Here is a 25491-nt window from a genome sequence, read left to right as displayed (position 1 = left end):
ACTTTTCTCTTCTCCATTTTATATATAATTTGAATAAAAAGTGTTGTGTCTTCTAAAATAGAATTAGATACTGGGCAACTTATGATGGAGATGTCAAGGCATTTCAATAGATCATGATATAGAAGAGTTCAAGAATGAAACTGGTTTTCACGTTTTTTCTTGACTCTTTTTTTGGTTGTGATATAATTAACCAGTAAATAATTCTTCAAAGAATAGTATTTTCTCTTAAAAAAAGAGAAATCCAAAAGGAAAGGAGTCAGATATGAGACAGCTAGCGAAGGATATCGATGCTTTTTTGAATGAGGTGATTTTGCAGGCGGAAAATCAGCATGAAATCCTAATAGGTCATTGTACTAGCGAGGTGGCCCTGACCAATACCCAGGAGCATATCCTCATGCTCTTGTCGGAGGAATCTTTAACAAATTCAGAGTTGGCTCGTCGTCTCAATGTCAGTCAGGCGGCAGTTACCAAGGCCATTAAGTCTTTGGTCAAGGAAAGGATGTTGGAAACATCTAAAGATCCTAAGGATGCGCGTGTGATTTTTTATCAGTTGACTGATTTGGCTCGTCCAATTGCTGAGGAGCACCACCATCACCATGAGCATACACTTTTAACCTATGAACAAGTGGCGACTCAGTTTACTCCAAATGAACAAAAAGTGATCCAGCGGTTTTTGACTGCTTTAGTAGGAGAAATCAAATAATGAGATATATTACGGTAGAGGATTTATCCTTCTATTATGATAAGGAGCCCGTTCTTGAACATATCAATTATAGTGTTGATAGTGGGGAATTTGTTACCTTGACGGGGGAGAATGGGGCAGCTAAGACGACACTGATCAAGGCTAGTCTTGGTATCCTCCAACCACGCATTGGCAAGGTGACTATTTCAAAGACAAATACACAGGGTAAGAAATTGAGAATAGCCTACCTTCCTCAACAGATTGCCAGTTTTAATGCGGGTTTTCCAAGTACGGTTTACGAATTTGTCAAGTCGGGTCGTTATCCACGAAAAGGCTGGTTCCGTCGTTTGAATGCTCATGATGAGGAGCATATCAAGGCTAGTCTGGACTCAGTTGGAATGTGGGAACACCGAGACAAACGCTTGGGGTCTCTATCTGGAGGACAAAAGCAGCGAGCGGTGATCGCGCGTATGTTTGCTTCGGATCCAGATGTGTTTATCCTAGATGAGCCGACAACGGGGATGGATGCAGGAAGTAAAAACGAATTTTACGAACTCATGCACCACAGCGCCCATCATCATGGCAAGGCTGTTTTGATGATTACCCATGACCCTGAAGAAGTTAAGGACTATGCGGACCGCAATATTCATCTAGTCCGTAACCAAGACTCGCCATGGCGTTGTTTCAACGTTCATGAGAATGATCAGGAGGTGGGCCATGCTTAGTTTGTTATCTTATGACTTTATGCAACGTGCCTTTCTGGCCGTTATTGCCATGAGTCTTTTCTCGCCAGTATTGGGGACCTTCCTTATCTTGCGCCGTCAGAGTTTGATGAGTGATACCCTCAGCCACGTCTCACTTTCAGGTGTAGCCTTTGGTCTGGTACTAGGGATTTCTCCGACTATTTCCACTATTGCTATTGTCTTGATTGCGGCGGTCTTTCTGGAGTATCTCCGTACGGTTTACAAGAGCTTTATGGAAATCGGGACAGCTATCCTCATGTCAACGGGTCTGGCTGTTTCTCTGATTGTCATGAGCAAGGGTAAAAGCTCGAGTTCTATGAGTTTGGACCAGTATCTTTTTGGTTCAATCGTGACTATCAGCGAAGAGCAGGTTATTTCCCTCTTTGTCATTGCGGCGGTTGTTTTGATTTTGACCTTCCTCTTCCTTCGTCCGATGTACATTTTGACCTTTGATGAGGATACGGCCTTTGTGGATGGCTTGCCAGTTCGTACCATGTCCATTCTTTTTAACATGGTGACGGGGGTGGCCATTGCCCTTATGATTCCAGCTGCGGGAGCTCTTCTGGTATCGACCATTATGGTCTTGCCAGCCAGTATTGCCCTGCGTCTCGGGAAAAACTTTAAATCGGTTATGCTGCTTGCCAGTGCTATTGGATTTTTGGGAATGGTAGCAGGACTTTACATTTCCTACTATGCAGAAACACCTGCAAGTGCAAGTATTACCATTATTTTTGTAACTGTCTTTTTACTTATTAGTTTAGTAAGACGTTTTATCAAATAGGAGACTAACGTGAAAAAAATTAGCTTATTGTTCGCCAGTCTATGTGCCTTGTTTTTAGTGGCTTGTTCCAATCAAAAGCAGGCAGATGGCAAACTAAATATTGTGACAACCTTTTACCCTGTCTATGAATTTACCAAGCAAGTCGCAGGAGATACTGCTAATGTAGAACTCCTCATCGGTGCTGGTACAGAACCCCATGAATATGAACCGTCTGCCAAGGCAGTTGCCAAAATCCAAGACGCAGATACCTTCGTTTATGAAAATGAAAACATGGAAACATGGGTCCCTAAATTGCTAGATACTTTGGATAAGAAAAAGGTCAAAACCATCAAGGCGACAGGCGATATGTTGCTTTTGCCAGGTGGTGAGGAAGAAGAGGGAGACCATGACCATGGAGAAGAAGGCCATCACCATGAGTACGATCCCCATGTTTGGTTATCACCAGTTCGTGCCGTTAAACTTGTAGAGCACATCCGTGATAGCTTGTCAGCAGATTATCCTGATAAAAAAGAGACCTTTGAAAAGAATGCTGCTGCCTATATCGAAAAATTGCAAGCCTTGGATAAGGCTTATGCAGAAGGCTTGTCTCAAGCCAAACAAAAGAGCTTTGTGACTCAACACGCAGCCTTTAACTATCTTGCCTTGGACTATGGACTCAAACAAGTCGCAATCTCAGGTCTCTCTCCAGATGCTGAACCATCAGCTGCTCGCTTGGCAGAGTTGACAGAGTACGTCAAGAAAAATAAAATTGCCTATATCTACTTTGAAGAAAATGCTTCACAAGCCCTTGCTAATACACTTTCAAAAGAGGCAGGTGTTAAGACAGATGTCCTCAATCCTTTAGAAAGTCTGACAGAAGAGGATACCAAGGCTGGTGAAAATTACATCTCTATCATGGAGAAAAACCTCAAGGCTCTAAAACAAACAACAGACCAAGAAGGCCCAGTAATTGAGCCTGAAAAGGCAGAGGATACTAAGACAGTTCAAAATGGTTACTTTGAGGATGCAGACGTCAAGGACCGTACCTTGAGTGACTATGCAGGTAATTGGCAATCAGTTTATCCTTTCCTTGAAGATGGTACTTTTGATCAAGTGTTTGATTACAAGGCTAAGTTGACTGGTAAGATGACCCAGGCTGAGTACAAGGCCTACTATACAAAAGGCTATCAGACAGATGTGACTAAGATTAATATCACTGATAACACTATGGAATTTGTTCAAGGTGGACAAAGTAAGAAATATACTTACAAGTATGTTGGAAAGAAAATCTTGACTTACAAGAAAGGCAATCGTGGCGTGCGCTTCCTCTTTGAAGCCACAGATGCTGATGCTGGACAGTTCAAGTATGTTCAGTTTAGTGACCACAATATCGCTCCAGTTAAGGCAGAACATTTCCATATCTTCTTTGGAGGCACAAGCCAAGAAGCCCTCTTTGAAGAAATGGATAACTGGCCAACCTACTACCCAGATAATCTATCTGGACAAGAAATCGCCCAAGAAATGTTGGCGCATTGATGAGAATCAAAGGATAGCTTTGTATGAGGCTATCCTTTTTAGTTACAAAATAGATGGTTAACATTTTATTTTTAAAAATCGCAGTAAAAACTGCACAACCTTCTTTAAATGTGCTATAATACAGGAAAAAATAATGATGGAGGTCACGATAATGGCAACATTTTTGATGATTTTTGTGGTGGTTTGTGTGCTCCTATTGGTGATAGTCACACTGAGTACAGTTTATGTTGTTCGTCAACAGTCGGTAGCGATTATTGAACGCTTTGGGAAATACCAAAAGGTTGCCAATAGCGGTATTCATATTCGCTTGCCTTTTGGGATTGACTCGATTGCAGCGCGGATTCAGTTGCGCTTGTTGCAAAGCGATATTGTGGTTGAGACCAAGACCAAGGACAATGTGTTCGTTATGATGAATGTAGCGACCCAGTACCGTGTCAATGAGCAGAGCGTGACAGATGCCTACTATAAACTCATGCGTCCAGAATCTCAGATTAAATCTTATATCGAAGATGCTCTTCGCTCTTCTGTTCCAAAATTAACCTTGGATGAATTGTTTGAGAAAAAAGATGAGATTGCCCTTGAGGTTCAACACCAAGTAGCAGAAGAAATGACTACTTACGGTTATATTATCGTGAAAACCTTGATAACCAAGGTTGAACCAGATGCAGAAGTCAAGCAATCCATGAATGAAATCAATGCGGCGCAACGCAAGCGGGTCGCAGCGCAAGAATTGGCGGAAGCCGACAAGATTAAAATCGTCACTGCAGCTGAAGCTGAAGCAGAAAAAGACCGCCTCCATGGTGTGGGGATTGCCCAACAACGTAAGGCGATTGTGGATGGCTTGGCAGAGTCTATCACTGAACTCAAGGAAGCCAATGTTGGCATGACAGAAGAACAAATCATGTCCATCCTTTTGACTAACCAGTATTTGGATACCTTGAATACCTTTGCTTCTAAAGGAAATCAAACCATCTTTTTACCAAATACGCCAAATGGTGTTGATGATATCCGTACACAAATCTTGTCAGCCCTCCGTGCTGAGAAGAAATAATAGACTAAAGAGCCTGGAGTCAGGCTCTTTTTGTATCACCCTTGTATCTTTGAGAACTAAATCCTCCTCCACAAATTATAGAATCTTTTCTGAGGATTTAGGGAGTGATGGAGGAAGTCTTGAAAGCGCTTTTGTTTTGTGCTATAGTCAAGTAAATCGAGTTGTTTAAAGAGGAATGCCTGTATGAGAAGAGAAGAAGTTTTGCGAAATCACTGGTTTTTTAGCCAAGAGGTGGGGAAAGAAGAGGCCTTGGCGCCGGATTTTCATAGAGAAAATTGGCAGGCTATTCAAGTGCCCCATGACTGGAGTATTTACAATGATTTTGACCATTATTCGCCAGCGCAAAATGAGGGTGGTCAGTTAAATGGGGGTCAGGCCTGGTATCGGACGCAGTTTTACTTGGAAGAAGATGCTAGTCTTGTTTCGGTGCGTTTGCTCTTTGATGGGGTTTACATGAATGCCCAAGTCTATATCAACGGGCAAGTGCTGGGCTATTATCCCAATGGCTATACGCCCTTTTCTTATGATATTACGCCTTATTTAAGAAATGATGGGATGGCCAATCAGCTTGCGGTTTTTGTGGAAAATCAGCAACCTAGCAGTCGTTGGTATTCGGGTAGTGGTATCTACCGAGAAGTAAAATTGTTGATTACAGATGCAGTTCATCTGGATTTGTATGGGATTACGATAGCAAGTCCTAAGCTAAAGGAGCAAAGGCAATCTTGGGTGGAAACCCAGCTTGAAAGCAAGGTTTTAAATGATGGGCCTCAATCCGTTTCGGTATATTTGGAACAGAGTATCTGGTATGATGGACAACAACTGTCAGACTGGCAGGCGACAGACTCTGTAGTGATTAAGTCTGGGGACAAATATGCTTTCCAACAAGTAATATCAATTTTTCAACCCTTGCTTTGGGATATTGATTTCCCTCACCTTTACCAATTGAAGACTCGTCTTTATAAACATGGCGTCTTAGTTGATGAAGAAGAGGAGACTTTTGGTTACCGCTATATGGATTGGCAAGCGGATAAGGGCTTCTTTCTAAATGGTTGCTGGTTGAAGATTCATGGTGTTTGTCTGCACCATGACTATGGAGCACTGGGAGCTGTGGAAAACAAGTCAGCTGCCGAGAGACGCTTGCGCCAGATGAAGGAAATGGGTGTCAATGCGATTCGAATCACCCATAATCCAGCTAGTAGTGTCTTGCTGGATCTGGCTGTCAAAATGGGCCTGCTCATCCAAGAAGAAGCCTTTGATACCTGGTATGGGGGCAAGAAAGAATATGACTATGGTCGCTTTTTTGAGGAAGAAGCGACTCATCCAGAAGCGAGGGAAGGCGATTTCTGGTCAGACTACGATTTGCGCACTATGATTGAGCGTGGCAAGAACAATCCAGCGATTTTTATGTGGTCCTTGGGAAACGAAGTCAGCGAAGCAAATGGAGATGCTCATTCATTGAAGACGATCAAACGCTTGCTAGAAAGGGTTAAGGAGGTTGATAATAGCCGTTTTGTGACCATGGGAATGGACCAGTTCCGCTTTGGAGATGGTTCTGGAGGTCATGAAAAGATTGCTGATTTGCTGGATGTGGTGGGCTTAAATTACTCGGAAGATAATATTGACGCGATTCGCAAAAGACATTCCGATTGGCGTCTTTATGGGTCTGAAACCTCATCGGCTACACGGACGCGTGACAGCTATTTTCGCCCAGATAAGGAATGGGTTGGGGATAATCGCCGCGTTCGTAATTTTGAACAGTCAGACTATGGCAATGATCGAGTTCCTTGGGGGAAGACGGCGACGGCTTCTTGGACAGCAGATAGAAATCGGTTAGACTATGCGGGTCAGTTTATCTGGACAGGAGTGGACTATATCGGTGAGCCGACTCCTTGGCACAATCAAAATGACACGCCTGTAAAGAGTTCCTATTTTGGGATCGTGGATACGGCAGGGATTCCTAAAAATGACTATTATCTCTATCAAAGTCAGTGGTTGGACCTAGATCAGCATCCCATGGTTCATATACTGCCCCACTGGAATTGGGAAATCCACAAGAGTTATCAACAAGTTGTGGATAAGTATGGGAATATCCCTGTCCGGGTGTATTCAAATGCCCGTTCTGTAGAGCTATTTCTCAATGGAAAATCTCAAGGTAGGAAGACTTTTCAGGAAAAATGGACTTCAGATGGCAGAAAATACCAAGAGGGAGCAAGTTCTGAACAACTTTATCTCGAATGGAGTTTGGCTTATCAACCAGGAGAATTGCATGCTGTGGCCTATGACCGTCAAGGTCAGATTGTGGCAGAAGATAGGGTGGTGACTGCAGGTAAGCCAGCCAAAATCAGGTTACATGCCGAGAAAACACAACTGGAGTCAGATGGGCAAGACCTCCTTTATCTTTATTTTGATGTATTGGACAAGGATGGAAATTGGGTGCCGACTGCTTCCAATCAACTTCATTTTGAAATTGCAGGTCCTGCTCGTATTGTAGGAGTGGATAATGGTAGGCAGGCCAGTCGTGAACGTTACCAAGCCCAGAAAAATGGTCTGTTTAAGAGGAAAGCCTTCCATGGCAGAGGTGTCCTCTTAGTTCAGAGCTTGGAGCAGGTAGGTCAAGTGAGAGTAAAGGCCAGTGCTAGAGGGCTAGAGCCAGCAAGTTTTGATATCTTAGTAGGAGAGGCTTTTGATTGCCAGCCAGTGAAAAATAAGCGCTTGTTTGAGATTCGAGTGGACAAGCAGGCAGGATTACAAGAAGGAGATTCCCCAGCTATTGGACTTTATCCACAAACTGTGGATAACCCTGTGAACAAGGTGGGGAATAGTGAAGTGATTTGGGAGACGAGTGGTGGTGCCCACGCCATTATCAAGCGGGGAGTGCTTCATTGCTTGTCTGCAGGCGACGTGGCTATTCGCGCCATTTATCAAGGGAAGACCTATCAAACTCATTTGCAGGTGGCAGAAAATAACTCACTAGGGCAGGCAGTTTCTGTACGACCACTTCGCTTGTATACAGCTAAGGGGACTTATCCACAGCTGCCATCTTCAGTCTTGGTGGACTATGAGTCTGGCGATGCAAAACGAGTCAAGGTTGTTTGGGAGGAGATTCCTGAAGAAGATTTGGCAAGATTTCATGAGTTTACGGTATCTGGCCAGCTAGAGGGTTTGAATTTAAAGGCTTCTGCTCAGGTTTGTGTTCAAGGGATTTGTGCTATTGAGCCTGAAAGGATCTGGACGCTTGTCAAGGAAGCCCCACACTTACCAGACCGAGTCAAGCTAGTCTTATCAGATGGCAGACGAGATACGGCCAAGGTGACTTGGGATGAACTCAAGCCTCAAGTCTATGCTCAGGTAGGAGAATGTGTGCTCACAGGGCAGGTAGCGGGCTGTGAGTTGCAAGCAACAGTCACCATTCATGTGACAGATGCCAGTGTAGATGGAGAAGTTATTTCCAATCAGTGGACAGGGTCCAACCTGCCTCTGGTCTTTGCTTATCACTCAGAACCAAATCACCCAGCCTCTTACCTCAATGACAAGGTCATTGCTCGGAAGAAATCGACAGCCAATACTTGGATTGCCAAGTCAGAGAAAGCCAGCGTCGGTATTCTGTTTGGAGATGCAGGGATTTTAAAACCGCGATTTGTGGATAACCTGACCTTGTATTATGTTGAAAATCAAGACTACGTGGCGGTGGATCCTACCTATATCGACTATTATGTAGGGAATGAGCCTACTTTACCTCGGACTCCCAACAATTTGGATAAGGTTTCCCTGCTCAAGCAAGAGCAGAATTGGCGACCTGTATCAGCTATCCGAAAAGTTTCAAGCGACAAGGATGAAGAGCTTCGTTTTGAATTTGATAAGGTGGAGACTTATGCCCTTCGTCTTCGATTTGAAGGCTTAGCAAGCCCTCTAGCGTTAACAGAATTGCAAGTACATGCCAAAAAAGTGAAGAAAAATGTAGATAGGAAATAGTATGGTAAGAGAAATAAAACCGCATGGGCCCTTGCCTAGTCAGGCCCAGCTAGCTTATTTAGAGGATGAACTAGCAGCCTTTATCCATTTTGGGCCCAATACCTTTTATGACCAGGAATGGGGGACAGGTCAGGAGGATCCTGAACGCTTTAACCCGACACAGTTAGACGCGCGTGAATGGGTTCGTGTGCTCAAGGAAACGGGCTTTAAAAAGTTGATTTTGGTGGTCAAGCACCACGACGGCTTTGTCCTCTATCCGACAGCTCACACAGATTATTCGGTCAAGGTCAGTCATTGGAGGAATGGAGAGGGGGACTTGCTCCTTGAAGTATCCCAAGCTGCCACAGAGTTTGATATGGATATGGGGGTCTACCTATCGCCTTGGGATGCTCACAGTCCTCTCTATCATGTGGAGCGAGAAGCGGACTATAATGCCTATTATTTGGCTCAGCTGAAGGAAATCTTATCAAATCCTGCCTATGGAAATGAAGGGAAATTTGCTGAGGTCTGGATGGATGGTGCCAGAGGAGAGGGTGCTCAAAAGGTCAATTATGAATTTGAGAAATGGTTTGAAACCATTCGTGACCTGCAGGGCGATTGCTTGATTTTTTCAACAGAAGGCACCAGCATCCGCTGGATTGGCAATGAAAGAGGGTATGCAGGTGATCCATTGTGGCAAAAGGTGAATCCTGACAAACTAGGAACAGAAGCAGAGCTGGACTATCTTCAGAACGGAGATCCCTCAGGCACTATTTTTTCAATCGGTGAGGCAGATGTTTCCATCCGGCCAGGTTGGTTTTACCATGAGGACCAGGATCCTAAGTCTCTTGAGGAGTTGGTCGAAATCTATTTTCACTCAGTGGGGAGAGGAACCCCGCTCCTACTTAATATTCCGCCGAATCAAGATGGGCTATTTGATGAAAAGGATATTGAACGACTTTATGAATTTGCGGCCTATCGCAATGAGCTCTATAAAGAAGATTTGGCTCTGGGAGCTAAGGTATCTGGTCCAGCTCTTTCCGCAGACTTTGCTTGTCACCATCTGACAGATGGCCTGGAAAGCAGCTCTTGGGCAAGCGATGCAGACTTGCCCATCCAGTTAGAACTCGACTTAGGATTTCCTAAAACTTTTGATGTCATTGAGTTAAGAGAAGATTTGAAGCTAGGGCAACGAATCGCTGCTTTTCATGTGCAAGTAGAGGTGGATGGCGTCTGGCAAGAATTTGGTACAGGCTTTACAGTTGGTCATAAGCGTCTCCTGCGAGGTCCGCTAGTAGAGGCACAGAAGGTGCGCGTGACGATTACAGAGGCACTATCTATGCCTGTATTGACTAAGATTTCCCTCTATAAAACTCCTAGCTTATCACAAAAAGAAGTTGTTCAGGGACTAGCATTTGCAGAAAAAAGCCTATCTGTGGCAAAAGGAGAGACTCTTCATTTTAGGATTGAACGTAGCGAAAGTAATACTCCTTTGGAGGCTAAGATTTCGATTCAGCCGGGGACAGGTGTCCATGGTGTCGCCTATCAGGACGAAATTCAAGTCCTTCAATTCCAAGCTGGGGAAAGCAAAAAAGATTTGTGTCTACCAACCCTGCACTTTACTGCTGATCAGACTTTGGATTTCTATCTCAATTTGACTGTTGATGGACAGTTGGTTGATCAACTTCAAGTACAAGTTTCATAAAATAAAAGAGCCTTTGCACGATACAAAGGTTCTTTTGTCTACTAGCTAGTGACTTGGTAACCAGCTAAGTGTAAAGGTTAGTTGCTCAGCTTTTAAGAGGTCTTGGTGTTGAATGCTAGATACTGGTGCCTTGTTCAATCGGCATTCTTTTACAAAGTTAAAATGGCTGTGGTTTTGCTCAGAATGAATATCTAGCCATTTATTTTCTTTAGCTAGATAAATACGGAGGTGGTCAAAGAGAGGGATTCCGAGATCATAGCTGGGCTTGCCTGGACAGGTTGGATAGAATCCGAGAGCTGACCAGATGTACCAAGCAGAGAGACTGCCATTGTCTTCATCGCCAGGATAGGCTTCCCAACTTGGGTGAAAAGCTTTCTGACGGAGCGTCTTGATGAGAAGAGCAGTGTAGTCAGGGTAATCGCTGTAACGGAAGAGATAAGGAATGTGGAAGCTTGGCTGGTTGGAAATGGCGAGTTGTCCAAAAGGAGCAGTAGCCATCTCGCTCATTTCGTGAATCTCGTAGCCATAGCCTGTTGTCTCAAAGAGGGGAGCCTCCTGACAGGCTTTTAAAAGATAGTTGCTAAAGGCTTTTTTTCCACCCATAAGCTGGATCAAGCCTGGAATATCGTGGAGGACGCCTAAAGTTGCTTGGATGGCAGAGCATTCGGCATAGTCGCGTCCCCAACTATAAGGAGAGAAGTCAGGACGGAAGTTGCCTTGACTATCACGCGCTCGCATGTAACCTGTCTCAGAGTCAAATAGATGGCGGTAATTTTGTGATGCGGCCTTGTAGGTTTCAGCGATTTCTATTTTCCCTAGTTTTTCAGCACAGCTAGCGATACAAAAGTCACTATAGGCATAGTCTAGGGTGTGGCTGACGCTTTCGTAGTGGTCGGTAGAGAGGTAGCCTAGTTCTTGGTATTGGACTAGTCCGTGACGACCATTGATGCCGAGAGGGTCGGCCTTGCTGGCTGTTTCAAGCATGGCTTGGAGGAGTTCTTCTTCTAGGTCGGGGGCCATGTCCTTGCAGGCGCTATCTGCGATAATGCCATCTAGCAGGGTACCTGGCATCATGCCACGTTCATCTGGAGCCAGCCATTTTGGAAGAAATCCGGTATCGCGGTAGTTATTGAGAAATCCTTCTAAGAAGCGGTGGTAGTGTTCTGGTATGATAAGAGCAAAGAGGGGGAAGGTGGTGCGGAAGGTATCCCAGAAACCATTGTTGCTGAAGAGGACACCAGGCTTGACAGTTCCAGTAGCCAGATCCATATGGATGGCTTGCCCTGATTCATCAACCTCATAAAAAGTCTGTGGGAAGAGGAAGAGTCTGTAAAGGCAGTGATCAAAGAAGGTTCGGTCAGCCTCTCCTGTTTCCATGATATCAAAACGATGGAGGAGATTTTCCCAGTCCGCTTGTGCATTTGCTTTACAGTTATCAAAATCTTTTTGAGGTAGATTAAGCAGAGCCTGAGAGTGAGAGATGAAAGAAGTCGCTAGCTGAATTTCAGCATGGCTACTTGCTAAGTCAATTAGCCAGTCTTCGCCTTCTTGGCTGATAGCAAGGATATCCGTATTCATTTTCAGGGATGTGAACAGTATCAGTGGATTTTTGTTGGTTTCAGTTTTACCTTCTTGTCGTAGGGTAAGAGTCCGCTCATCTACTTGCTCCACTGTCAGTTCATCTGCTGCGTGAAGATAGAGGGAGAGGGCTTTGCCTTGCTTTTGTTCCAAACGAATAGAAGCACCGTAGCAAGTCGGTGTAAGCTGGCTTTCAATCTGATAGCGCAGGGAGAAAATTTTCAGATAATGAGGTTGGAAAGAGGCCTTATCCATATCATAGGAAGACTGGCGATGGAAGAGGCTGTCTCCACCCAGTTGGCCTGTGACAGGTGTCAGAAGGAGCCAAGAGTAGTCGCCAATCCAAGGGCTGGGCTGGTGGGTTAATCGAATCCCCTGAAAGATAGGCAGATGCGGATCGAAAAACCAAGAGCCCTCCTGGTCACTGGTCTGGGGTACAAAGTAATTCATCCCAAAAGGCACGCCTGTGTATGGCAGGGTATTTCCCCGAGAAAAGGCATGCTTGCTGGCAGTTCCAAAGCGGGTATCGATGGTTTCAAGTAGTGGTTTCATAGTCTTTCCTTTAGCTGTTTTTCTACATTATATCAGAAAAATATAACCTATAGAAAAGGAGTTTCAAAGATAACTATTTTGTAGAAAAATGAACCTTTTGACAAAATAAATCTCACAAAATACCGTTGTTATTGGCTTTTTGCTTTGTCTTGAAATGTTGATTTTTAAATTTGCTCCCCTTTTTGCTCCCCCTATAGTGCTTTTAGTGCAGTTTCGTAGAATGAGACTGCTTTTTTTGCGTTCTCTTTTGAGAGGTGGCTATATGTGTCCATGGTCATGCTGATTTGAGAGTGACCTAGACGGTGTTGGAGTTCCTTGTAAGGTATTCCAGAGTTAAGCAGTAAACTAGCGTGAGTATGACGGAAACCATGAAAACCGATATTCGGAACATCAGCGCGTTTAAAATGTGTTAGTAATCTTTTTTTAAGTTTTACAATGCTAGTATATTCATGAATGAAGTCAGAAAATACTACACTTTCACGTTGCCCTATCTTCCAAGCCTCTTTAGTTTGGCGTAGTTTGTACTGCTTCAGCATGCTAACAGTCGCTTGATCTATATCTATATCCCGATAACTAGCCTTAGATTTTGGGCTATTGATTTCTAGATCCCGATTTAGTGTTTTGGTAATATGCACAACGGCATTATCTAAGTCTATATCAGACCAGCTAAGCGCTAGAGCCTCATTGATACGGCAACCAGTAGCCAGTAGGAACTTATAGAGCGTTACATCATAGTAATAACGATATTTACAACTATCTAAATTATCAAGATAAACAAGAAACTTTTTTAACTCTTGATTATCAAAGTGCTTTAGCTTTTGTCGCTTTGCTTTCTGAGTGTTACGAGGTAAAACCACATCACGCGCAGGATTGGACGGTATTGCTTGCATGGTTACGCCATACTGTAAGATACGTTTATTTAAAGCGTGGATCATATCATAGTGTAGAAAAGCGCCCTCTTCCCCTCTATTAGCCTTATCAGCAAGTTTATTGATAATTGACTGAATAAGTGGAGTAGTGAGCTTATCGAGCTTATACTCCCCGAAAGTAGGCAATATGTGATTATCTATTAGCGCTCTAACGTTTCCTTGAGTGTTTGGCTTAACTGTATTCTTATAGCTTTCCCACCAGAGAGTTGCCAATTCTTGATAGTTTTTTATGGTAATAGCCTTTTGTCTGGTAGATCCTGCTTTTTGAAAAGCTATTTTTTCTTGATTGGCTTTCTGTTTTAATTCCTTTTGTGTCCGACCTGTTACCTTGGTTTTGACTTTCTTTCCTGTTACCTGGTCAACTCCTAGATATACATTAGCACGGTAAACTTTGCTACCGTCTTTTTTTATAACTTCAGTTATTTTCATGATGATAAACCTTTCTAAAATACATCAGCAGGCAAGCCATTATCAAAAAGGTTTTATATCATGCCAGGGCTTCATAGTTTGCCCCACATTCGATTTTAAAGAGTCAGATGGTAAATATAATACCAGAGTAGAAAACAAGGCGGATATGGGGTTAATATGGGCTTGTTTATAGTAAACAGGCTTGTATTTAAAGTTTTTTATCGTCAGTTAGCTGTTTTAAAGTTTTTTCAAAGTCCGAGTTTATCTTTTGAGTTTTGTTGAATAGTTGGTATTCTGCTTTTGCTTTATCTTTCGCAACCTTGGAAGTGATTTTTCCATGACCTTCTAAAATATCGTATTCTTGGAAAGTCAAAAAGCGGTCAATACTTTGGGCTAGTTGTTGCATTGTCTGAGCTTTTCGCTGTTCTATCTGTCTTTCCAGGTAATCAAAATAGCTAGATATTCCTCTTTCAAGGGAACGGATTTCTGTTTCTGAAAGATAATTCTTTGCTATTTGAGTATCTGCTTGCAGTATGCGACCGTTAGGGGAGTTTTTCCATGTTGTAAGCCCCATGTTGTCTTTTGTATGGTCTGCTTTCGTGTAGATAATTTCCGCAGCAGTTTGGCCAGTGATTGCATAATGAAACTTATTCTGTACATCAGCATAGAATTGCTTAGTCAACGTACTTTGTGGATCATAGTCGATAGAGATTTCAGCAAAAATATCTGTAATCTGCAACCATATACGACGCTCACTAGCTCGGATAGAACGCACGCGCTCCAAGAGCTCACGGAAATAGTCTTTTTCCAGCAAGTTTTCGCCTTGTTTCAGACGGTTGTCATCCATGGCGAACCCTTTTATCATGTACTCACGAAGTACCGAAGTAGCCCACTGTCTAAATCTCGTAGCTTTTTGAGAATTGACACGGTAACCAACTGAAATGATGGCGTCAAGATTGTAGTAAGTAATTAAGTAATTCTTCCCATCGGTAGCAGTTGTTTCCATTTTGGAAATAACTGAATCTTCTTCTAATTCGCCCTCTTCAAAGATATTTTTTAGGTGTTTACTAATTGCAGGAACACCGACGTCAAAAAGTCTAGCCATTTCTTTCTGACTAGCCCAGATAGTTTCGCCTTTGATGATGACACTAGCTGTCTCGCTATCGTTATCAGCGGTATAGATTAAGAATTGTAATTCGTTCATGAGATCCTTTCTAAAATATTGAAAGTGGTTGACATTTGTTGACATCAATAAAATTAGTAGATATGGGGCTTATATTGGGTTGAAGCTCGAACGAAGCCCGAGAAAACACGCGCTTCAGGATTGTTGAACATTGTGGCGCGTGGGTATGCTATAGGTCGCATAATCGGCTTTTTCGGCCACCCTAAAAAAATATTAGGGATGAGGTTTTAGGGATTTTTATGTTACAATACTATTAAAGACTATTGGGAGCGATAATATGAATAAAATAAAAATTACTCTTATATTAACTTCTTTGGCATGGACATTTGTGAATTTATATCAAGCTTTACAATCACCTACTGTGATAAATCTGACTAGTTTCGTCGGAATTGTTCCCATTATTGCAGCTTTGTATTCTGAAATCGATTGGATTTATATTTTTTGGAATAAATGTAGAGCCTGGATATTTTTAAAAACAATTTCTTTTACCCCAAAAAGTTCTAAATTGTTAAAACAAACTATTACACTTAACCAATTAGAAAAGCAAATCCGATCCGTACTTAAGGGAAATGACTATTCCATAAATGAAGCTACTTTCAGCAAAACTCATGAAGATATCTATATAGATATAGAATCAACAAGAGGTATAAGAAATAAGTTGAGTATTAGTTTACATCCAGAAAGCAATGGACAGAGACTGATATTCAAGGCTGACTATCAATTAGCGTATAGAGATGTAAAAAAACAGTGGGACTCTTTTTTGTTACTAAGAGATAATCTGTTTTCTATTTATTCTATGGAAGAAAGTAGCAAAGAACGGTTTGATGTAACCATTAAGACTGATAAACACAGGAAATATAATCCATTTTACAGACTGACTGTACGGCATCTTGGAAAGAAAGAAGTAAAGAAATTTGATTTGCAATTTAAGGACAATGATCTATCGGTCAAAACTACCCTAAATAAGATTTATGGAACATCTAATAATCGTCAAGACATAGAAAAATTAATTAAAGAATATATCCCGTTGTCACGGTTATGATAGCACTCCAATTTTCATTAGTGTTGCGATAGAAAATTCTAGCATCGGATATTCTCTTTGTTCGGAGATATCTGTCAAAGACGTGAAAGAGAGAATAGTACCAGACTGAGTCAGCATTATAGTTCTTGATTTACCCAATATATCCAATGTACCTATTATTTTTGTTGCTTCATCATTTTCCAAAGCTTCGATTGCTTCATCGTTTACATCGACCTCGTCTCCTGAAAACGACTTACTTGAGACACCAGCATCAGTACTATTAAAACTAACTCCTTTTGTTTGTGGCATCATGTTGGAAATTGCCATTAAATCAAATTTTAGCGATGTATAATTAATATTTAGTGAATTGATTTTTTCCAATTCTTTTAAAAATTTTTTCGCTGTAGGAGTTGTTGTGGTCAAAAACAATAATTGATCAGTTTGCGAATAAAAAATATCGAATTCAAAGGCTTTTTGGTAATTGTCGTATTGTTGATATTCGTCAGCATCGGAGTTATATACTAAGATTTCATCGTCTATTGTCTTTGTATAACTTCCTTTAAATTTAGTGTATACTTTTCCTTCTATGGTCAAGGTTTGGCCAGTTGTTGTAATAGAGCCAATGGTAACATTGGCTCTATTGATATCTGTAGTCCCGTTCGGTATCTCAAATTCAGAGACTCGCCTAACAGAAATAGAAGTGGCTCCCATAATTTTTTCTCCTTTTTTAATTTACTAATGTTAAATACTCTTCTTTGCCCCTCACACTCAAAGATGGCGATGGCGAATGTGGGGTATTTTTTTAATTTACGATGATTTCACCAACAGAGATAATATCTTTCTGTTTGGAAGATTTAGCGATTAGGTCATATTGGTCAGCAGATTTTTCATAACCAAGGGAAAGAGTAGTATTGTCGTCTGGTAACTTTTTAGCAAATTCAGAAATAGCCATACGAATCAAAGTGATTGCATTGTTTTGGTCAGTAGTAGCAGAATTAGAATTAACTGCATCCAGAGATTCTTTTGCGCTATCCTTAGCCGTTCCAGTTAGCAAAATCATGATTGTATCATGCGGTTCGGATGAATCTGAATCGATTACGTTATTTTGAATTTTAACGTTTATTGCTCCAGTTGATTCAGGATCTAATTTTGATTTGATTTCAGAAATCAGATCATCATATTTACTGTTATCTACTTTGGCTTTAACGTTTGTTGAAGCAGTATCTTTTTGCTTCGTTTTTGGTTGCTCCGAGCTATCTTTGGTAGCTGATTGATTGTTAGAGCAAGCTACTAGGACGGTAGCAGAAAGTAAAATAGCTGATGTGCTTAGTAATTTTTTCATAGGTATTCTCCTTTTTTAATTCTGACGATTTCACCAATAATTGATATTTAGGTATATAGGTTGAGATGATTAAAAATTTTCATTTTTCCAATCCCTGACAAGAGGAAAAATCTCTATTCTTACTTCAGGAGTAAGATAGTTACTAGATTCACAATAACTTGATATTTTTACCTCTAGTATATTTTTTATATCTGTTTGAAATTGTACAGGGATAGTTGATAAAAATTTTAAATTATCTTTATAATCTTTTGCTTCTTTAGCTAAATTTAGGTATATATGTGGTTTTAAAGTCATATCAAATCCATTGTGCATAGGTTCTTCATCAAACGAACCTGAGTATTCAATGGTTTTTATTTTTGAGCCATTTCTATAAACGTTCAAAAATGCATAAGCAGGATAAGTTCCCCATTGCCATCCTTCTTCAGGAATTTCATTACTTTGGCTGTCATCCTCAAAGTCAACATCAAAAGTAAAATCAAAATCGTAGGGGATATAATCAAAAAAATCGGACGGACGAACGTCCAAAGCTCCAAGCAACTTATTTATTGTATCGATACCTATTTTATCACTTTGGTTATTTGCTATTTTAGTTATTGTTGAACGAGCAATTCCAGTTTCATTAGATAAGTGGAGAGTTTTTATTCCTCTATCAACCATAAGGCGGGCAAGATTATTTCTTAACATAATTGAACTCCTTTATTGTTTAATAGTATTGTAGCACAAACACTACAAAAAGAGAACTATAACTGTCAAAAAAATATAAAAAACTACATTTTGTTATTGACAACTATCAAAAAATATTGTAACATACACTTATCAAAGTGATAGCTATACGCTCCAAAAAAATACTTTGACTTAACAAAAAATGAAAGGAAGTTATCAATGAAGAACAATTTTCGCGTAATTTTAGCAAAAAAGCGCCTAAAAATTTCAAAAGTTTCAATAGAGACAGGTATAGCGAGAAGTACACTTATACCTTTTTATTATGAACGCGATGTTAATCCAACCACAAAAACCTTGCTAAGGATTGCTGATTATTTAGGAGTTACACTTGACGAACTCTTAACACCAGAAGAGTAAGAAAGGAGCAAAACAATGGAACTAGTCTACATGGACGGTAAGAAAGAGCCGTATACACTGAGCAGTATTGTGGCAGAGTGTGCAGAAATCAAGCACAGACATTTGAAGATTTTGCTGAATAAGCACAGAGAGGACTTTGAGAGCTTTGGAAAAGTGCAATTTAAAATTTCACCTTCAGAAAGTGGGCAAAATGTACGGGACTATATTTTGAATGAGCAACAAGCAACATTGCTGATTACTTACTTACGAAATACAGAACCCGTAAAGGAGTTTAAGAAGAACCTAGTCAAAGCATTCTTTGAAATGCGTGAGGAACTTTCTAAGTTTCGTATGCAGAGGGCGCTAGAAAAGCCAAAAAGAAAAACACTGCATGACAGTATTGAAACATGGTCTAATGCACCAAAGCATCCGCATAGCACCATGAACAACCTGCTACTGAAGGCAGTAACCGACAGGAACGCGAAGCAGTTAAGGGAAGAACGTGGGGGCTATAATGGCATCGATAGCTTGACAAGTGACGAGCTGGAGCAATATCAAGCCTTTGAGGATATGGTAATAGCCATGATTGGCTTGAATATGAGTTATCAGGAAATCAAAGCTATGGCATTCAGAAATAAAAAAACACGCCAAAGAAGCGTGTGAAAGCAACAAAAAAAGGCTTAGCAATAACCACACCGCAGAGCCTTTCACACTATGACTAAAACGAATTTAACAAAGCAGGCAAGCTATTATCAAAGAGGTTTTAGTAAAGATTTATAACTAGATTATAGCATATCTAGGGCATTTTGACCATACGGAGAGCGCCAACTCTTTAAACTGGTACTTTCTCACGCTCTCGGTCGGCAAACTTCTGAGCGTGAGGCTGTAGACAAGAAAAACTGTATAAGAAACAACCATTCAAAATCCCCACACTCGCAAAGTTTGGCGACTCTGAGTGTGAGGATATCCAGTATAGTAAAAAAGCATTAAAAAGCCATCAGGGCAATTACACAACATAGAAACAGAGGTAAAAACATGGATACATACTTTAAAGATTTTGAAACAGAGTTAGGACTTGTAGAAGAAAAGCTAGATATTTTATCAGAGTGGCATTTATCAAAGAAACACCACGGAGCAACCGAGATTGCTGAAGATTGTAGATCAGCAATTAGTCAGTTATGGATTCAATTTTATAAACTATCGGAAACTTATAAAAAGCAAGAGGCAAGTCATGAGGAGTTTTTTAATAGGAATGTTGAGAACCTGCTTGGGGAATTAAAAAAATATGACGACGACTGTACAAAAAGGCATGGTGGAACTCCTGACTGGTTGCTATTCAGTTTCTTAGATCAAGCAATAAAAGAAAATAATTTAAGTAATGGGATCAATCATACCACTACTTCAACCTGGATGTACTTACGTCGTTTAGTAGTTGCTGATTTAGAAGAAAGAGGGCTATTAAAATGACATTAGATTTAGACAACATGACACAAGCAGAATTTGATGAACTAATGGCAGAAATTAAGGCAAAAATCCCAAACCTCTTCCAGTTTATTGCTGATTTTGTAGATAGAAAGGTAAGTACCGAAGAGGTGGAGGAATACCTGAAGATGGAGCATAGAAAACAAGTGGACTACATTAAGAGTTATCAAGCGAGGGCATGACATGAATGAACTAGATTTGACCAATACACAATCGATTGTCTTTGTGGTGGTATTGATTGGCTTACTGCTTTACCTAAATCACCGAGACCGCAAAAAAAGCGCCCAATTTGAGCGAGAAAACCAACAGACGATAGAAACACCTAGCGAGGATTTAAACCCTGAATATGGGCGATATATCCAGCTTGCAGGGGTCAACGTATGGGGAGGAACTGAATGAGCCTATCAGAGAATGATAAACGAGTATTAAGACTAATCAAGGTAGGGGCTGAGAACTCCATAACAGGGGCAGAAATCAGCCTGATCACTAAGCTAGCAGAAAGAACCGTGCAAGATATTATCAGCCGTCTGATCACGCGCTACGGCGTTCCTATCATCGGGGTACGTCATGGAACATTTAGAGGATATTTTATCCCAGCTAACAAAGAGGAGTTACTGGACGGTGCAAAAACATTTTACAATCAGATACGAGAAGAAGAAAAGCGCCTAACTGTCCTTTTAAATGCTGATTTAGAGAGCTACAAAGAAACCTTGAAGGAGGTGGGCGGATATGTTTAACCTAAGCCGAGAAAGTGAGCAAGATCTATCGCATGGCATTCTGGAGGTAGTGGAAAGATACCTGGAAGCGCGTGATACAGTCAAACCACGACTGACAGGTTTAATATCAGCCCAGGAAGTCATGGGCGAGTTAGATATAAAATATCTGACACTCCAAAAGTGGGAAAAAGCAGGGCTAAGACGGTATCAGCCACCGCTAGAAGATACTAGGAAAATCTATTATAAAATATCTGACATCTGGAAGTTTCTGGGGGTAGAAAATGGGTAGATATAACACACACCCAGCACAGGGCGGAGGCCATTATCATGACATTAAATTGTATAAGCACCGTGGCAGATCTTTGGAACAGTTCCAAGAACAAAAGCTACTGAAGAAGTTAAAAAAGAAACGCAAAAAGGGGCGATAGTATGACAATTTATGAGGCTAAAGGCTTTCAGAGTAATCTTGTCTATCCATTTGATAAAATTGAGCCGTTCCAGTACATTGAACGCTTTAAGCCTTTGGTAGTCCCTGAAGGGGCAAACATTGAAGAATTTAAACGTACACAAGCGCCTTACTGTATCAGTGGGAAAGTGACGCCAGAAAAGCATGGCAGTTACAAGCGAAACAACTCCAGTCTAATCTATCGGGATTTGATTTTCCTTGATTATGACGATATACAGGGGACGTCTGAGGACTTCATAAAAGCCGTTTCTAGCGCTTTATTTGGCTACTCCTATATCTTATACCCGACTATCAAACATAGCTTAGAAAAGCCCCGTTTTCGCCTTGTAGTGAAGCCTGACAACGTGATGAACGAGGCAACCTATAAGCAGGTAGTGAAAGAGATTGCTGACAAGATTGGACTACCCTTTGACATGGCCAGTTTAACATGGTCACAACTTCAAGGGCTACCAGTAACAACAGGCGACCCAGCAAGTTATCAAAAGATTGTGGAGCATGGACTTGATTATCCAGTACCACAGACAACGGCTGAACCAGTCAAACAGAATGCTACAAGTCTTCCATACACTCCAAGGCCAAGCGGTCAGAAATCTATGACCATGAGGATCATTGACACGCTTTTCAACGGCTTTGGAGACGAGGGAGGGCGCAACGTAGCATTGACACGCTTTGTAGGCTTACTCTTTAATAAGTGGGTTGATTGTGACCTAGAGACCGCCTATGAACTTACAAAGATAGCCAATAGCGTGACGGTTGAACCATTGCCTATTGAAGAGCTAGACCGCACTTTTAGCAGTATAGCACGGGCTGAATATAGAAAGAGAGGTTAGAACCATAGAACTAGAAGAATTAGCAAACCTAAAAAGTGAAATCATGGAGGTCAGAGAGCAAGAACACCCTCCTAGAACGATGAAGGAGCTTGAAAATCGTATCTTTAAAGCTGGTGAAGAATGGCGGGCAGAACATACCGAAACTAAAGTAAATGAGACCACAGGGGACGTTACCGAAAAGGTGGCCATGCCCCAAACATTCACAGTAGCTAAAATACTGAGCGAGATTGTCACATTTACTTTTATCAGCAAGAGCAATATACCTGATTATAGCCTGCTCTATATCTACGATTTAGACGAGGGTATCTATACCGCTAGTAATGATCTATTCAATCTTTTGTGTAAGACCTTTGACGTTAGAATTAAACCCAGAGAGTGGCCACAGATTAAGTTAATGGTTAGAACATTGGCAAAGATACGAAAACCTTTAGAAAGTGCTAACCTTATTCCCGTACAGAACGGCATTATCAACTTAGAAACTAAGGAACTACTCCCCTTTAGTCCTAAGTATGTAATTACAAGTAAGATAAGCACGGCCTACCACGCGCCTAAACGAGTCCCAAGAGATAGAGAAGGAAAAACTTTTGATGATTGGCTAAACTCAATCGCTTGTAATGATAGTGAACTGGTAACACTGTTTTGGCAGATTATCCTTGAAGCTATTAACCCTAACCATACCCGAAATAAGTTTGCTATCTTCTACGGGGACGGTAACAATGGTAAAGGGACATTTCAGCGCTTCCTTATCAATCTGATAGGGGAAAGTAATATATCAGCCTTAAAGCCTGCACAGTTTGCTGAAAAGCATAACTTGGAGACCTTGGTAGGTAAGGTTTGTAATATTGGAGACGAAGCGCCTAACGAATACTTAAAAAATCCGTCTGATTTAATGAGTATCACTAGTGGCGACACTGTTCTAGTCAATCCAAAAGGACGCCCAGCCTTTGAAGCTACTTTCAAGTTATTCAATATCTTTTCAGGGAATTATATCCCCAATGGTGGCAACAAGACAAAAGGCTGGTATCGTAGAATTATGATCGTCCCTTTTAATGCTGACTTTAACGGGGAGAAGGAAAAACCTTGGATAAAAAATGAATTTTTGGCCAATGATGAAGTATTAGAATATGCCCTCTACAAAGCTATCAATCAAGAGCCATTTACTCACTTTATCGAACCTAAAGCAGTTAAAGGACTCCTAGAAGAATACCAGGAGGATAATGACTACTTACTTTCATGGGTTAAGCATGAATACATGGAAAAAGGTTGGCATGAGCTGGACGTAGTACCTGTTTTTATACTAACTAGGTCGCTGAAACATTATGCTGAAGATATGGGAATACCCAAGCCCAATGTTTACGGGGCAGGAAAAGAAACGATAAGACACTTACAACAGTTAACACCCAATCATTACAAACTTAAAAGAGCGAGGGTCAAAGTTGAAGATTATGACAAACTAGATCCGCTAGAGTTTGAAAGAACCAAACTATCCAAAACTAATCACGCTGTCGTTAAAGACTAAAATGTTACCTTCTTTTTATGCCCTAAACCCTTGGTATATCTAGGTTTTTACCCAAAAATGTTACCTTCTTGTTACCTTGTTTAGAAAGAAGGTAACGTTGTTAAACCCTTGATACGACTGACTTTTTTGGGAAAATGTTACCTTGTTACCTTGTTTTTAACTCTCTATATAGGGGAAAAATAGTATTTTTATATATAAGGGCTATGACTTCAAAAGAAGGTAACATGGTAACAAAAGGGTCTAAACCCTTGGGGGAGTAAGGCTGAACTATGTTACCTAGAAGGTAACAAAATCACTAAAGAAGGTAACAAAATGGGGTAGATAGTACCGACCCCCTTGCAATGGTGTAACTACTAGTGACACCCTTAAAACAGAAAGAGGAAAAACAACATGACATTAAAAACATTTTCGGATAAAGCCAAAACATTTACTTTCACTTACGAATTTAAAGACCTAGATACTGCTACGGTAGCAGGTCACGCGCTACTGGGATATATGACTGGGACTTATGAAGTACCATCTATTTCAATAACTCACAAGGATAAAGGGACGCTTGTCGCTGAGTATGTGGAAGATCACAAGCTAAACAAGACTTTCAAGCGTATTTGTGACAGTTTCAAAGACTACTACAACCAACCAGTGGACGATGAAGCATTTGAGGAACGTTACAAACGGGAGCGCGTGCTTCAACTCAAAGAGTCAGAGGACTTTGAGAGATTGCTGAATAAGGTCACAGACTACGAGCTGGAACTATTAGACTATGCTGATCGCTTGCTTTCTGATACGCCTATCCCTATGGACTCTATGACTGCTTTTGGTACGTTGGAAAAGCTAGGCGATGAAAGTATTAGCCTACTCCAAAAGTTGGACGTAGAGGGCGAATATAAAGGACTTGCTGGTTATACAGAGCATTTGAAGTAGAACACAGGGGAGCAATCCCCTTTTTTTACATAAATCAGACAGAATTACACACGAGGTAGGGGAATGGTTAGAAGTTTAAAAGCAAGACTAGAAAAGTTAGAAGAGTATGCTGGAAAGACGGAATATGCAACAACTGATGAATGTATATCTTTATATGTGGATTGTTTAAGATTTGCTTTTCAGCAAGATGAAATAAAGATAGATATGGATGATTTTATTAAAACACCATTTAAAGATATTAAGCTAGCAGACTATAAGAAATCAAAAAAACGTATGGATGAACTTAGGGAAATGACTGGGATAAGTGAGTTTCCAGAATTAGACCAATAAAGTGAGGTGACTAGTATTTGACAGAATTAAGCAGAAAAAAAGAAATATTTATGGCCAATTATCTCATGACTGGGAATGTAAAAAAAGCTAGTGAATTAAGTGGAATAACCAGAAGGACGGCTTACAATTACTTGAACGATGTAACTTTTAAGAGGGTTTACCGTGAAAGACGTAGCGAACAACTCAAGGAGTCTACTACGCTGTTACAGAATGCGAGCGTTGAGGCTGTAACCGTATTGAGGGAAATTATGCTAGATGAGACAGTAAGCCCTTACGCTAGACAACAAAGCGCCCAGAGCATTCTAAACATGGCTTATAAAGCGGTTGAAATGGTTGAAGTAGTAGAGCAATTAGAAATATTAGAGGCGAAGATACTAGATGAAGGCGATTAAAAACCGTTTAAATAAGTTGAATAAGTTAGCGGTGGTTGATGAAGTTGATACCGTGTTTTTGACGCAGATTGATACTGGACATTTTGAGGTAAGATATAGGATAGGTGGAAAAAATCCCAAAGATATTATAGAAGTCTATCCGACAAAAGAAGAAGCAGAAAAAGCTATTTCAGAAATTAAAAATACAAAAGGATTGCGGATATTCTGGGACAATATAGGTTTTTGTAATGAATAGAGCTTATCAGTTATCAAGCAGATAAGAGCAATAAAAACCCTCCTTAACTCCCTGAGAAACGACAAGCAGATAAGCGAAGTTTTTAGCCCTCTTATTTCGG

The 25491-nt window shown here is 40.9% G+C and carries 27 protein-coding genes; 21 read left to right on the top strand and 6 right to left on the bottom strand.

The genetic code is table 11. The features are described from left to right. Nucleotides 1-262: 262 nt before the first annotated feature. The 7 genes from adcR to ACLNCW_RS08190 all read left to right on the top strand — a co-directional run bounded on the left by adcR (nucleotide 263) and on the right by ACLNCW_RS08190 (nucleotide 10428). Entirely contained in the window at nucleotides 263-703 is a 441-nt protein-coding gene (gene adcR / locus ACLNCW_RS08220) for a zinc-dependent transcriptional regulator AdcR (protein ID WP_033685628.1), read from the top strand. Continuing rightward, nucleotides 703-1407 carry a metal ABC transporter ATP-binding protein gene (locus ACLNCW_RS08215; protein WP_001269496.1) on the top strand — a complete coding sequence of 235 codons (705 nt, stop codon included), beginning with the start codon at nucleotides 703-705 and terminating at the stop codon, nucleotides 1405-1407. The genes adcR and ACLNCW_RS08215 overlap by 1 nt, the downstream gene beginning before the upstream one ends. Further along, nucleotides 1400-2206, top strand: a complete 807-nt coding sequence (locus tag ACLNCW_RS08210; protein ID WP_000950030.1) for a metal ABC transporter permease — start codon at nucleotides 1400-1402, stop codon at nucleotides 2204-2206. Before ACLNCW_RS08215 ends, ACLNCW_RS08210 begins: the two co-directional genes overlap by 8 nt. Nucleotides 2207-2215: 9 nt before the next feature. Then, on the top strand, nucleotides 2216-3721 hold the full coding sequence (gene adcA / locus ACLNCW_RS08205; protein WP_261150232.1) for a zinc ABC transporter substrate-binding lipoprotein AdcA: 1506 nt from the start codon (nucleotides 2216-2218) through the stop codon (nucleotides 3719-3721). A gap of 166 nt (nucleotides 3722-3887) precedes the next feature. Further along, nucleotides 3888-4772, top strand: a complete 885-nt coding sequence (locus ACLNCW_RS08200) for an SPFH domain-containing protein (RefSeq protein WP_004235732.1) — start codon at nucleotides 3888-3890, stop codon at nucleotides 4770-4772. A 183-nt stretch (nucleotides 4773-4955) separates the two neighbouring features. Further along, nucleotides 4956-8744 carry a sugar-binding domain-containing protein gene (locus ACLNCW_RS08195; protein WP_424845967.1) on the top strand — a complete coding sequence of 1263 codons (3789 nt, stop codon included), beginning with the start codon at nucleotides 4956-4958 and terminating at the stop codon, nucleotides 8742-8744. A 1-nt stretch (nucleotide 8745) separates the two neighbouring features. Continuing rightward, nucleotides 8746-10428: an alpha-L-fucosidase gene (locus ACLNCW_RS08190; protein ID WP_261069638.1), complete on the top strand. Its 1683-nt coding sequence runs from the start codon at nucleotides 8746-8748 to the stop codon at nucleotides 10426-10428. Between the two features lie 45 nt (nucleotides 10429-10473). On the opposite strand, the gene ACLNCW_RS08185 is transcribed toward ACLNCW_RS08190, so the two are convergent. The 3 genes from ACLNCW_RS08185 to ACLNCW_RS08175 form a co-directional block, all read right to left on the bottom strand. Beyond that, the gene (locus tag ACLNCW_RS08185; RefSeq protein ID WP_424845965.1) at nucleotides 10474-12558 is read right to left on the bottom strand and encodes a GH92 family glycosyl hydrolase; all 2085 of its coding nucleotides are present in this window, start codon (nucleotides 12556-12558) and stop codon (nucleotides 10474-10476) included. A gap of 191 nt (nucleotides 12559-12749) precedes the next feature. Next, a complete protein-coding gene (locus ACLNCW_RS08180) occupies nucleotides 12750-13916 on the bottom strand; it encodes a tyrosine-type recombinase/integrase (protein WP_424845963.1) in 1167 nt (388 codons plus the stop codon). Between the two features lie 187 nt (nucleotides 13917-14103). Further along, on the bottom strand, nucleotides 14104-15099 hold the full coding sequence (locus ACLNCW_RS08175) for a virulence RhuM family protein (RefSeq protein ID WP_001004338.1): 996 nt from the start codon (nucleotides 15097-15099) through the stop codon (nucleotides 14104-14106). A 256-nt stretch (nucleotides 15100-15355) separates the two neighbouring features. Between ACLNCW_RS08175 and ACLNCW_RS08170 the strand changes: the two genes are divergently transcribed. Further along, nucleotides 15356-16120, top strand: coding sequence for a hypothetical protein (locus ACLNCW_RS08170; RefSeq protein WP_424845961.1), 765 nt, complete (start codon nucleotides 15356-15358; stop codon nucleotides 16118-16120). Here ACLNCW_RS08170 and ACLNCW_RS08165 read toward each other — a convergent pair. From ACLNCW_RS08165 to ACLNCW_RS08155, 3 genes are all read right to left on the bottom strand, one after another. Continuing rightward, entirely contained in the window at nucleotides 16115-16810 is a 696-nt protein-coding gene (locus ACLNCW_RS08165; RefSeq protein WP_424845959.1) for a hypothetical protein, read from the bottom strand. The genes ACLNCW_RS08170 and ACLNCW_RS08165 overlap by 6 nt on opposite strands. A gap of 91 nt (nucleotides 16811-16901) precedes the next feature. Further along, nucleotides 16902-17441, bottom strand: a complete 540-nt coding sequence (locus ACLNCW_RS08160; protein ID WP_424845957.1) for a hypothetical protein — start codon at nucleotides 17439-17441, stop codon at nucleotides 16902-16904. Between the two features lie 69 nt (nucleotides 17442-17510). Further along, nucleotides 17511-18125, bottom strand: a complete 615-nt coding sequence (locus ACLNCW_RS08155) for a helix-turn-helix domain-containing protein (RefSeq protein ID WP_424845955.1) — start codon at nucleotides 18123-18125, stop codon at nucleotides 17511-17513. Nucleotides 18126-18323: 198 nt separating this feature from the next. Here ACLNCW_RS08155 and ACLNCW_RS08150 point away from each other — a divergent pair, with 198 nt between their 5' ends. The 13 genes from ACLNCW_RS08150 to ACLNCW_RS08090 all read left to right on the top strand — a co-directional run bounded on the left by ACLNCW_RS08150 (nucleotide 18324) and on the right by ACLNCW_RS08090 (nucleotide 25391). Beyond that, complete coding sequence (locus ACLNCW_RS08150) at nucleotides 18324-18521, top strand: helix-turn-helix domain-containing protein (protein ID WP_424845953.1); 198 nt, start codon at nucleotides 18324-18326, stop codon at nucleotides 18519-18521. 15 nt (nucleotides 18522-18536) lie between these two features. Continuing rightward, nucleotides 18537-19163: a Rha family transcriptional regulator gene (locus ACLNCW_RS08145; RefSeq protein ID WP_424845951.1), complete on the top strand. Its 627-nt coding sequence runs from the start codon at nucleotides 18537-18539 to the stop codon at nucleotides 19161-19163. A gap of 372 nt (nucleotides 19164-19535) precedes the next feature. Next, the gene (locus tag ACLNCW_RS08140; RefSeq protein WP_424845949.1) at nucleotides 19536-19967 is read left to right on the top strand and encodes a hypothetical protein; all 432 of its coding nucleotides are present in this window, start codon (nucleotides 19536-19538) and stop codon (nucleotides 19965-19967) included. Further along, nucleotides 19964-20164, top strand: a complete 201-nt coding sequence (locus ACLNCW_RS08135) for a hypothetical protein (RefSeq protein ID WP_424845947.1) — start codon at nucleotides 19964-19966, stop codon at nucleotides 20162-20164. Before ACLNCW_RS08140 ends, ACLNCW_RS08135 begins: the two co-directional genes overlap by 4 nt. 1 nt (nucleotide 20165) lies before the next feature. Further along, nucleotides 20166-20381 (top strand): hypothetical protein, encoded by a 216-nt coding sequence (locus ACLNCW_RS08130; protein ID WP_424845945.1) that lies wholly within the window; start codon nucleotides 20166-20168, stop codon nucleotides 20379-20381. Continuing rightward, nucleotides 20378-20719: a DNA-binding protein gene (locus ACLNCW_RS08125; RefSeq protein WP_050146686.1), complete on the top strand. Its 342-nt coding sequence runs from the start codon at nucleotides 20378-20380 to the stop codon at nucleotides 20717-20719. Before ACLNCW_RS08130 ends, ACLNCW_RS08125 begins: the two co-directional genes overlap by 4 nt. Next, nucleotides 20712-20987 (top strand): XRE family transcriptional regulator, encoded by a 276-nt coding sequence (locus ACLNCW_RS08120; protein WP_424845943.1) that lies wholly within the window; start codon nucleotides 20712-20714, stop codon nucleotides 20985-20987. Before ACLNCW_RS08125 ends, ACLNCW_RS08120 begins: the two co-directional genes overlap by 8 nt. A gap of 140 nt (nucleotides 20988-21127) precedes the next feature. Continuing rightward, entirely contained in the window at nucleotides 21128-21994 is an 867-nt protein-coding gene (locus tag ACLNCW_RS08115; RefSeq protein ID WP_424845941.1) for a primase alpha helix C-terminal domain-containing protein, read from the top strand. Nucleotides 21995-22037: 43 nt separating this feature from the next. After that, nucleotides 22038-23513 carry a DNA primase family protein gene (locus ACLNCW_RS08110; RefSeq protein ID WP_424845939.1) on the top strand — a complete coding sequence of 492 codons (1476 nt, stop codon included), beginning with the start codon at nucleotides 22038-22040 and terminating at the stop codon, nucleotides 23511-23513. Nucleotides 23514-23903: 390 nt separating this feature from the next. After that, complete coding sequence (locus ACLNCW_RS08105) at nucleotides 23904-24434, top strand: hypothetical protein (protein ID WP_424845937.1); 531 nt, start codon at nucleotides 23904-23906, stop codon at nucleotides 24432-24434. A gap of 63 nt (nucleotides 24435-24497) precedes the next feature. Continuing rightward, nucleotides 24498-24764 carry a hypothetical protein gene (locus ACLNCW_RS08100; protein WP_023935896.1) on the top strand — a complete coding sequence of 89 codons (267 nt, stop codon included), beginning with the start codon at nucleotides 24498-24500 and terminating at the stop codon, nucleotides 24762-24764. Nucleotides 24765-24814: 50 nt separating this feature from the next. Next, nucleotides 24815-25156, top strand: a complete 342-nt coding sequence (locus tag ACLNCW_RS08095) for a replication protein (protein ID WP_173282731.1) — start codon at nucleotides 24815-24817, stop codon at nucleotides 25154-25156. After that, nucleotides 25143-25391 carry a hypothetical protein gene (locus tag ACLNCW_RS08090; RefSeq protein WP_173219231.1) on the top strand — a complete coding sequence of 83 codons (249 nt, stop codon included), beginning with the start codon at nucleotides 25143-25145 and terminating at the stop codon, nucleotides 25389-25391. The genes ACLNCW_RS08095 and ACLNCW_RS08090 overlap by 14 nt, the downstream gene beginning before the upstream one ends. The last annotated feature ends 100 nt before the right edge of the window (nucleotides 25392-25491 follow it).

Source organism: Streptococcus sp. CL6.22 (assembly GCF_049738055.1).
Classification (GTDB): Bacteria; Bacillota; Bacilli; order Lactobacillales; family Streptococcaceae; genus Streptococcus; species Streptococcus mitis_DJ.
This window is presented reverse-complemented; position numbering and strand designations above follow the sequence as displayed.

Bases quoted from the DNA above. Each gene is read 5' to 3' on its own strand.
- ACLNCW_RS08180 (WP_424845963.1), bottom strand. From the start codon at position 13,916: ATGAAAATAACTGAAGTTATAAAAAAAGACGGTAGCAAAGTTTACCGT.
- ACLNCW_RS08215 (WP_001269496.1), top strand. From the start codon at position 703: ATGAGATATATTACGGTAGAGGATTTATCCTTCTATTATGATAAGGAG.
- ACLNCW_RS08100 (WP_023935896.1), top strand. From the start codon at position 24,498: ATGGTTAGAAGTTTAAAAGCAAGACTAGAAAAGTTAGAAGAGTATGCT.
- ACLNCW_RS08110 (WP_424845939.1), top strand. From the start codon at position 22,038: ATGGAGGTCAGAGAGCAAGAACACCCTCCTAGAACGATGAAGGAGCTT.
- ACLNCW_RS08160 (WP_424845957.1), bottom strand. From the start codon at position 17,441: ATGAAAAAATTACTAAGCACATCAGCTATTTTACTTTCTGCTACCGTC.
- ACLNCW_RS08115 (WP_424845941.1), top strand. From the start codon at position 21,128: ATGACAATTTATGAGGCTAAAGGCTTTCAGAGTAATCTTGTCTATCCA.
- ACLNCW_RS08195 (WP_424845967.1), top strand. From the start codon at position 4,956: ATGAGAAGAGAAGAAGTTTTGCGAAATCACTGGTTTTTTAGCCAAGAG.
- ACLNCW_RS08155 (WP_424845955.1), bottom strand. From the start codon at position 18,125: ATGTTAAGAAATAATCTTGCCCGCCTTATGGTTGATAGAGGAATAAAA.
- ACLNCW_RS08185 (WP_424845965.1), bottom strand. From the start codon at position 12,558: ATGAAACCACTACTTGAAACCATCGATACCCGCTTTGGAACTGCCAGC.
- ACLNCW_RS08190 (WP_261069638.1), top strand. From the start codon at position 8,746: ATGGTAAGAGAAATAAAACCGCATGGGCCCTTGCCTAGTCAGGCCCAG.
- ACLNCW_RS08200 (WP_004235732.1), top strand. From the start codon at position 3,888: ATGATTTTTGTGGTGGTTTGTGTGCTCCTATTGGTGATAGTCACACTG.
- ACLNCW_RS08150 (WP_424845953.1), top strand. From the start codon at position 18,324: ATGAAGAACAATTTTCGCGTAATTTTAGCAAAAAAGCGCCTAAAAATT.
- ACLNCW_RS08090 (WP_173219231.1), top strand. From the start codon at position 25,143: ATGAAGGCGATTAAAAACCGTTTAAATAAGTTGAATAAGTTAGCGGTG.
- ACLNCW_RS08175 (WP_001004338.1), bottom strand. From the start codon at position 15,099: ATGAACGAATTACAATTCTTAATCTATACCGCTGATAACGATAGCGAG.
- ACLNCW_RS08105 (WP_424845937.1), top strand. From the start codon at position 23,904: ATGACATTAAAAACATTTTCGGATAAAGCCAAAACATTTACTTTCACT.
- ACLNCW_RS08165 (WP_424845959.1), bottom strand. From the start codon at position 16,810: ATGGGAGCCACTTCTATTTCTGTTAGGCGAGTCTCTGAATTTGAGATA.
- ACLNCW_RS08130 (WP_424845945.1), top strand. From the start codon at position 20,166: ATGAATGAACTAGATTTGACCAATACACAATCGATTGTCTTTGTGGTG.
- ACLNCW_RS08120 (WP_424845943.1), top strand. From the start codon at position 20,712: ATGTTTAACCTAAGCCGAGAAAGTGAGCAAGATCTATCGCATGGCATT.
- adcR (WP_033685628.1), top strand. From the start codon at position 263: ATGAGACAGCTAGCGAAGGATATCGATGCTTTTTTGAATGAGGTGATT.
- ACLNCW_RS08170 (WP_424845961.1), top strand. From the start codon at position 15,356: ATGAATAAAATAAAAATTACTCTTATATTAACTTCTTTGGCATGGACA.
- ACLNCW_RS08095 (WP_173282731.1), top strand. From the start codon at position 24,815: ATGGCCAATTATCTCATGACTGGGAATGTAAAAAAAGCTAGTGAATTA.
- ACLNCW_RS08135 (WP_424845947.1), top strand. From the start codon at position 19,964: ATGACATTAGATTTAGACAACATGACACAAGCAGAATTTGATGAACTA.
- ACLNCW_RS08210 (WP_000950030.1), top strand. From the start codon at position 1,400: ATGCTTAGTTTGTTATCTTATGACTTTATGCAACGTGCCTTTCTGGCC.
- ACLNCW_RS08140 (WP_424845949.1), top strand. From the start codon at position 19,536: ATGGATACATACTTTAAAGATTTTGAAACAGAGTTAGGACTTGTAGAA.
- ACLNCW_RS08125 (WP_050146686.1), top strand. From the start codon at position 20,378: ATGAGCCTATCAGAGAATGATAAACGAGTATTAAGACTAATCAAGGTA.
- ACLNCW_RS08145 (WP_424845951.1), top strand. From the start codon at position 18,537: ATGGAACTAGTCTACATGGACGGTAAGAAAGAGCCGTATACACTGAGC.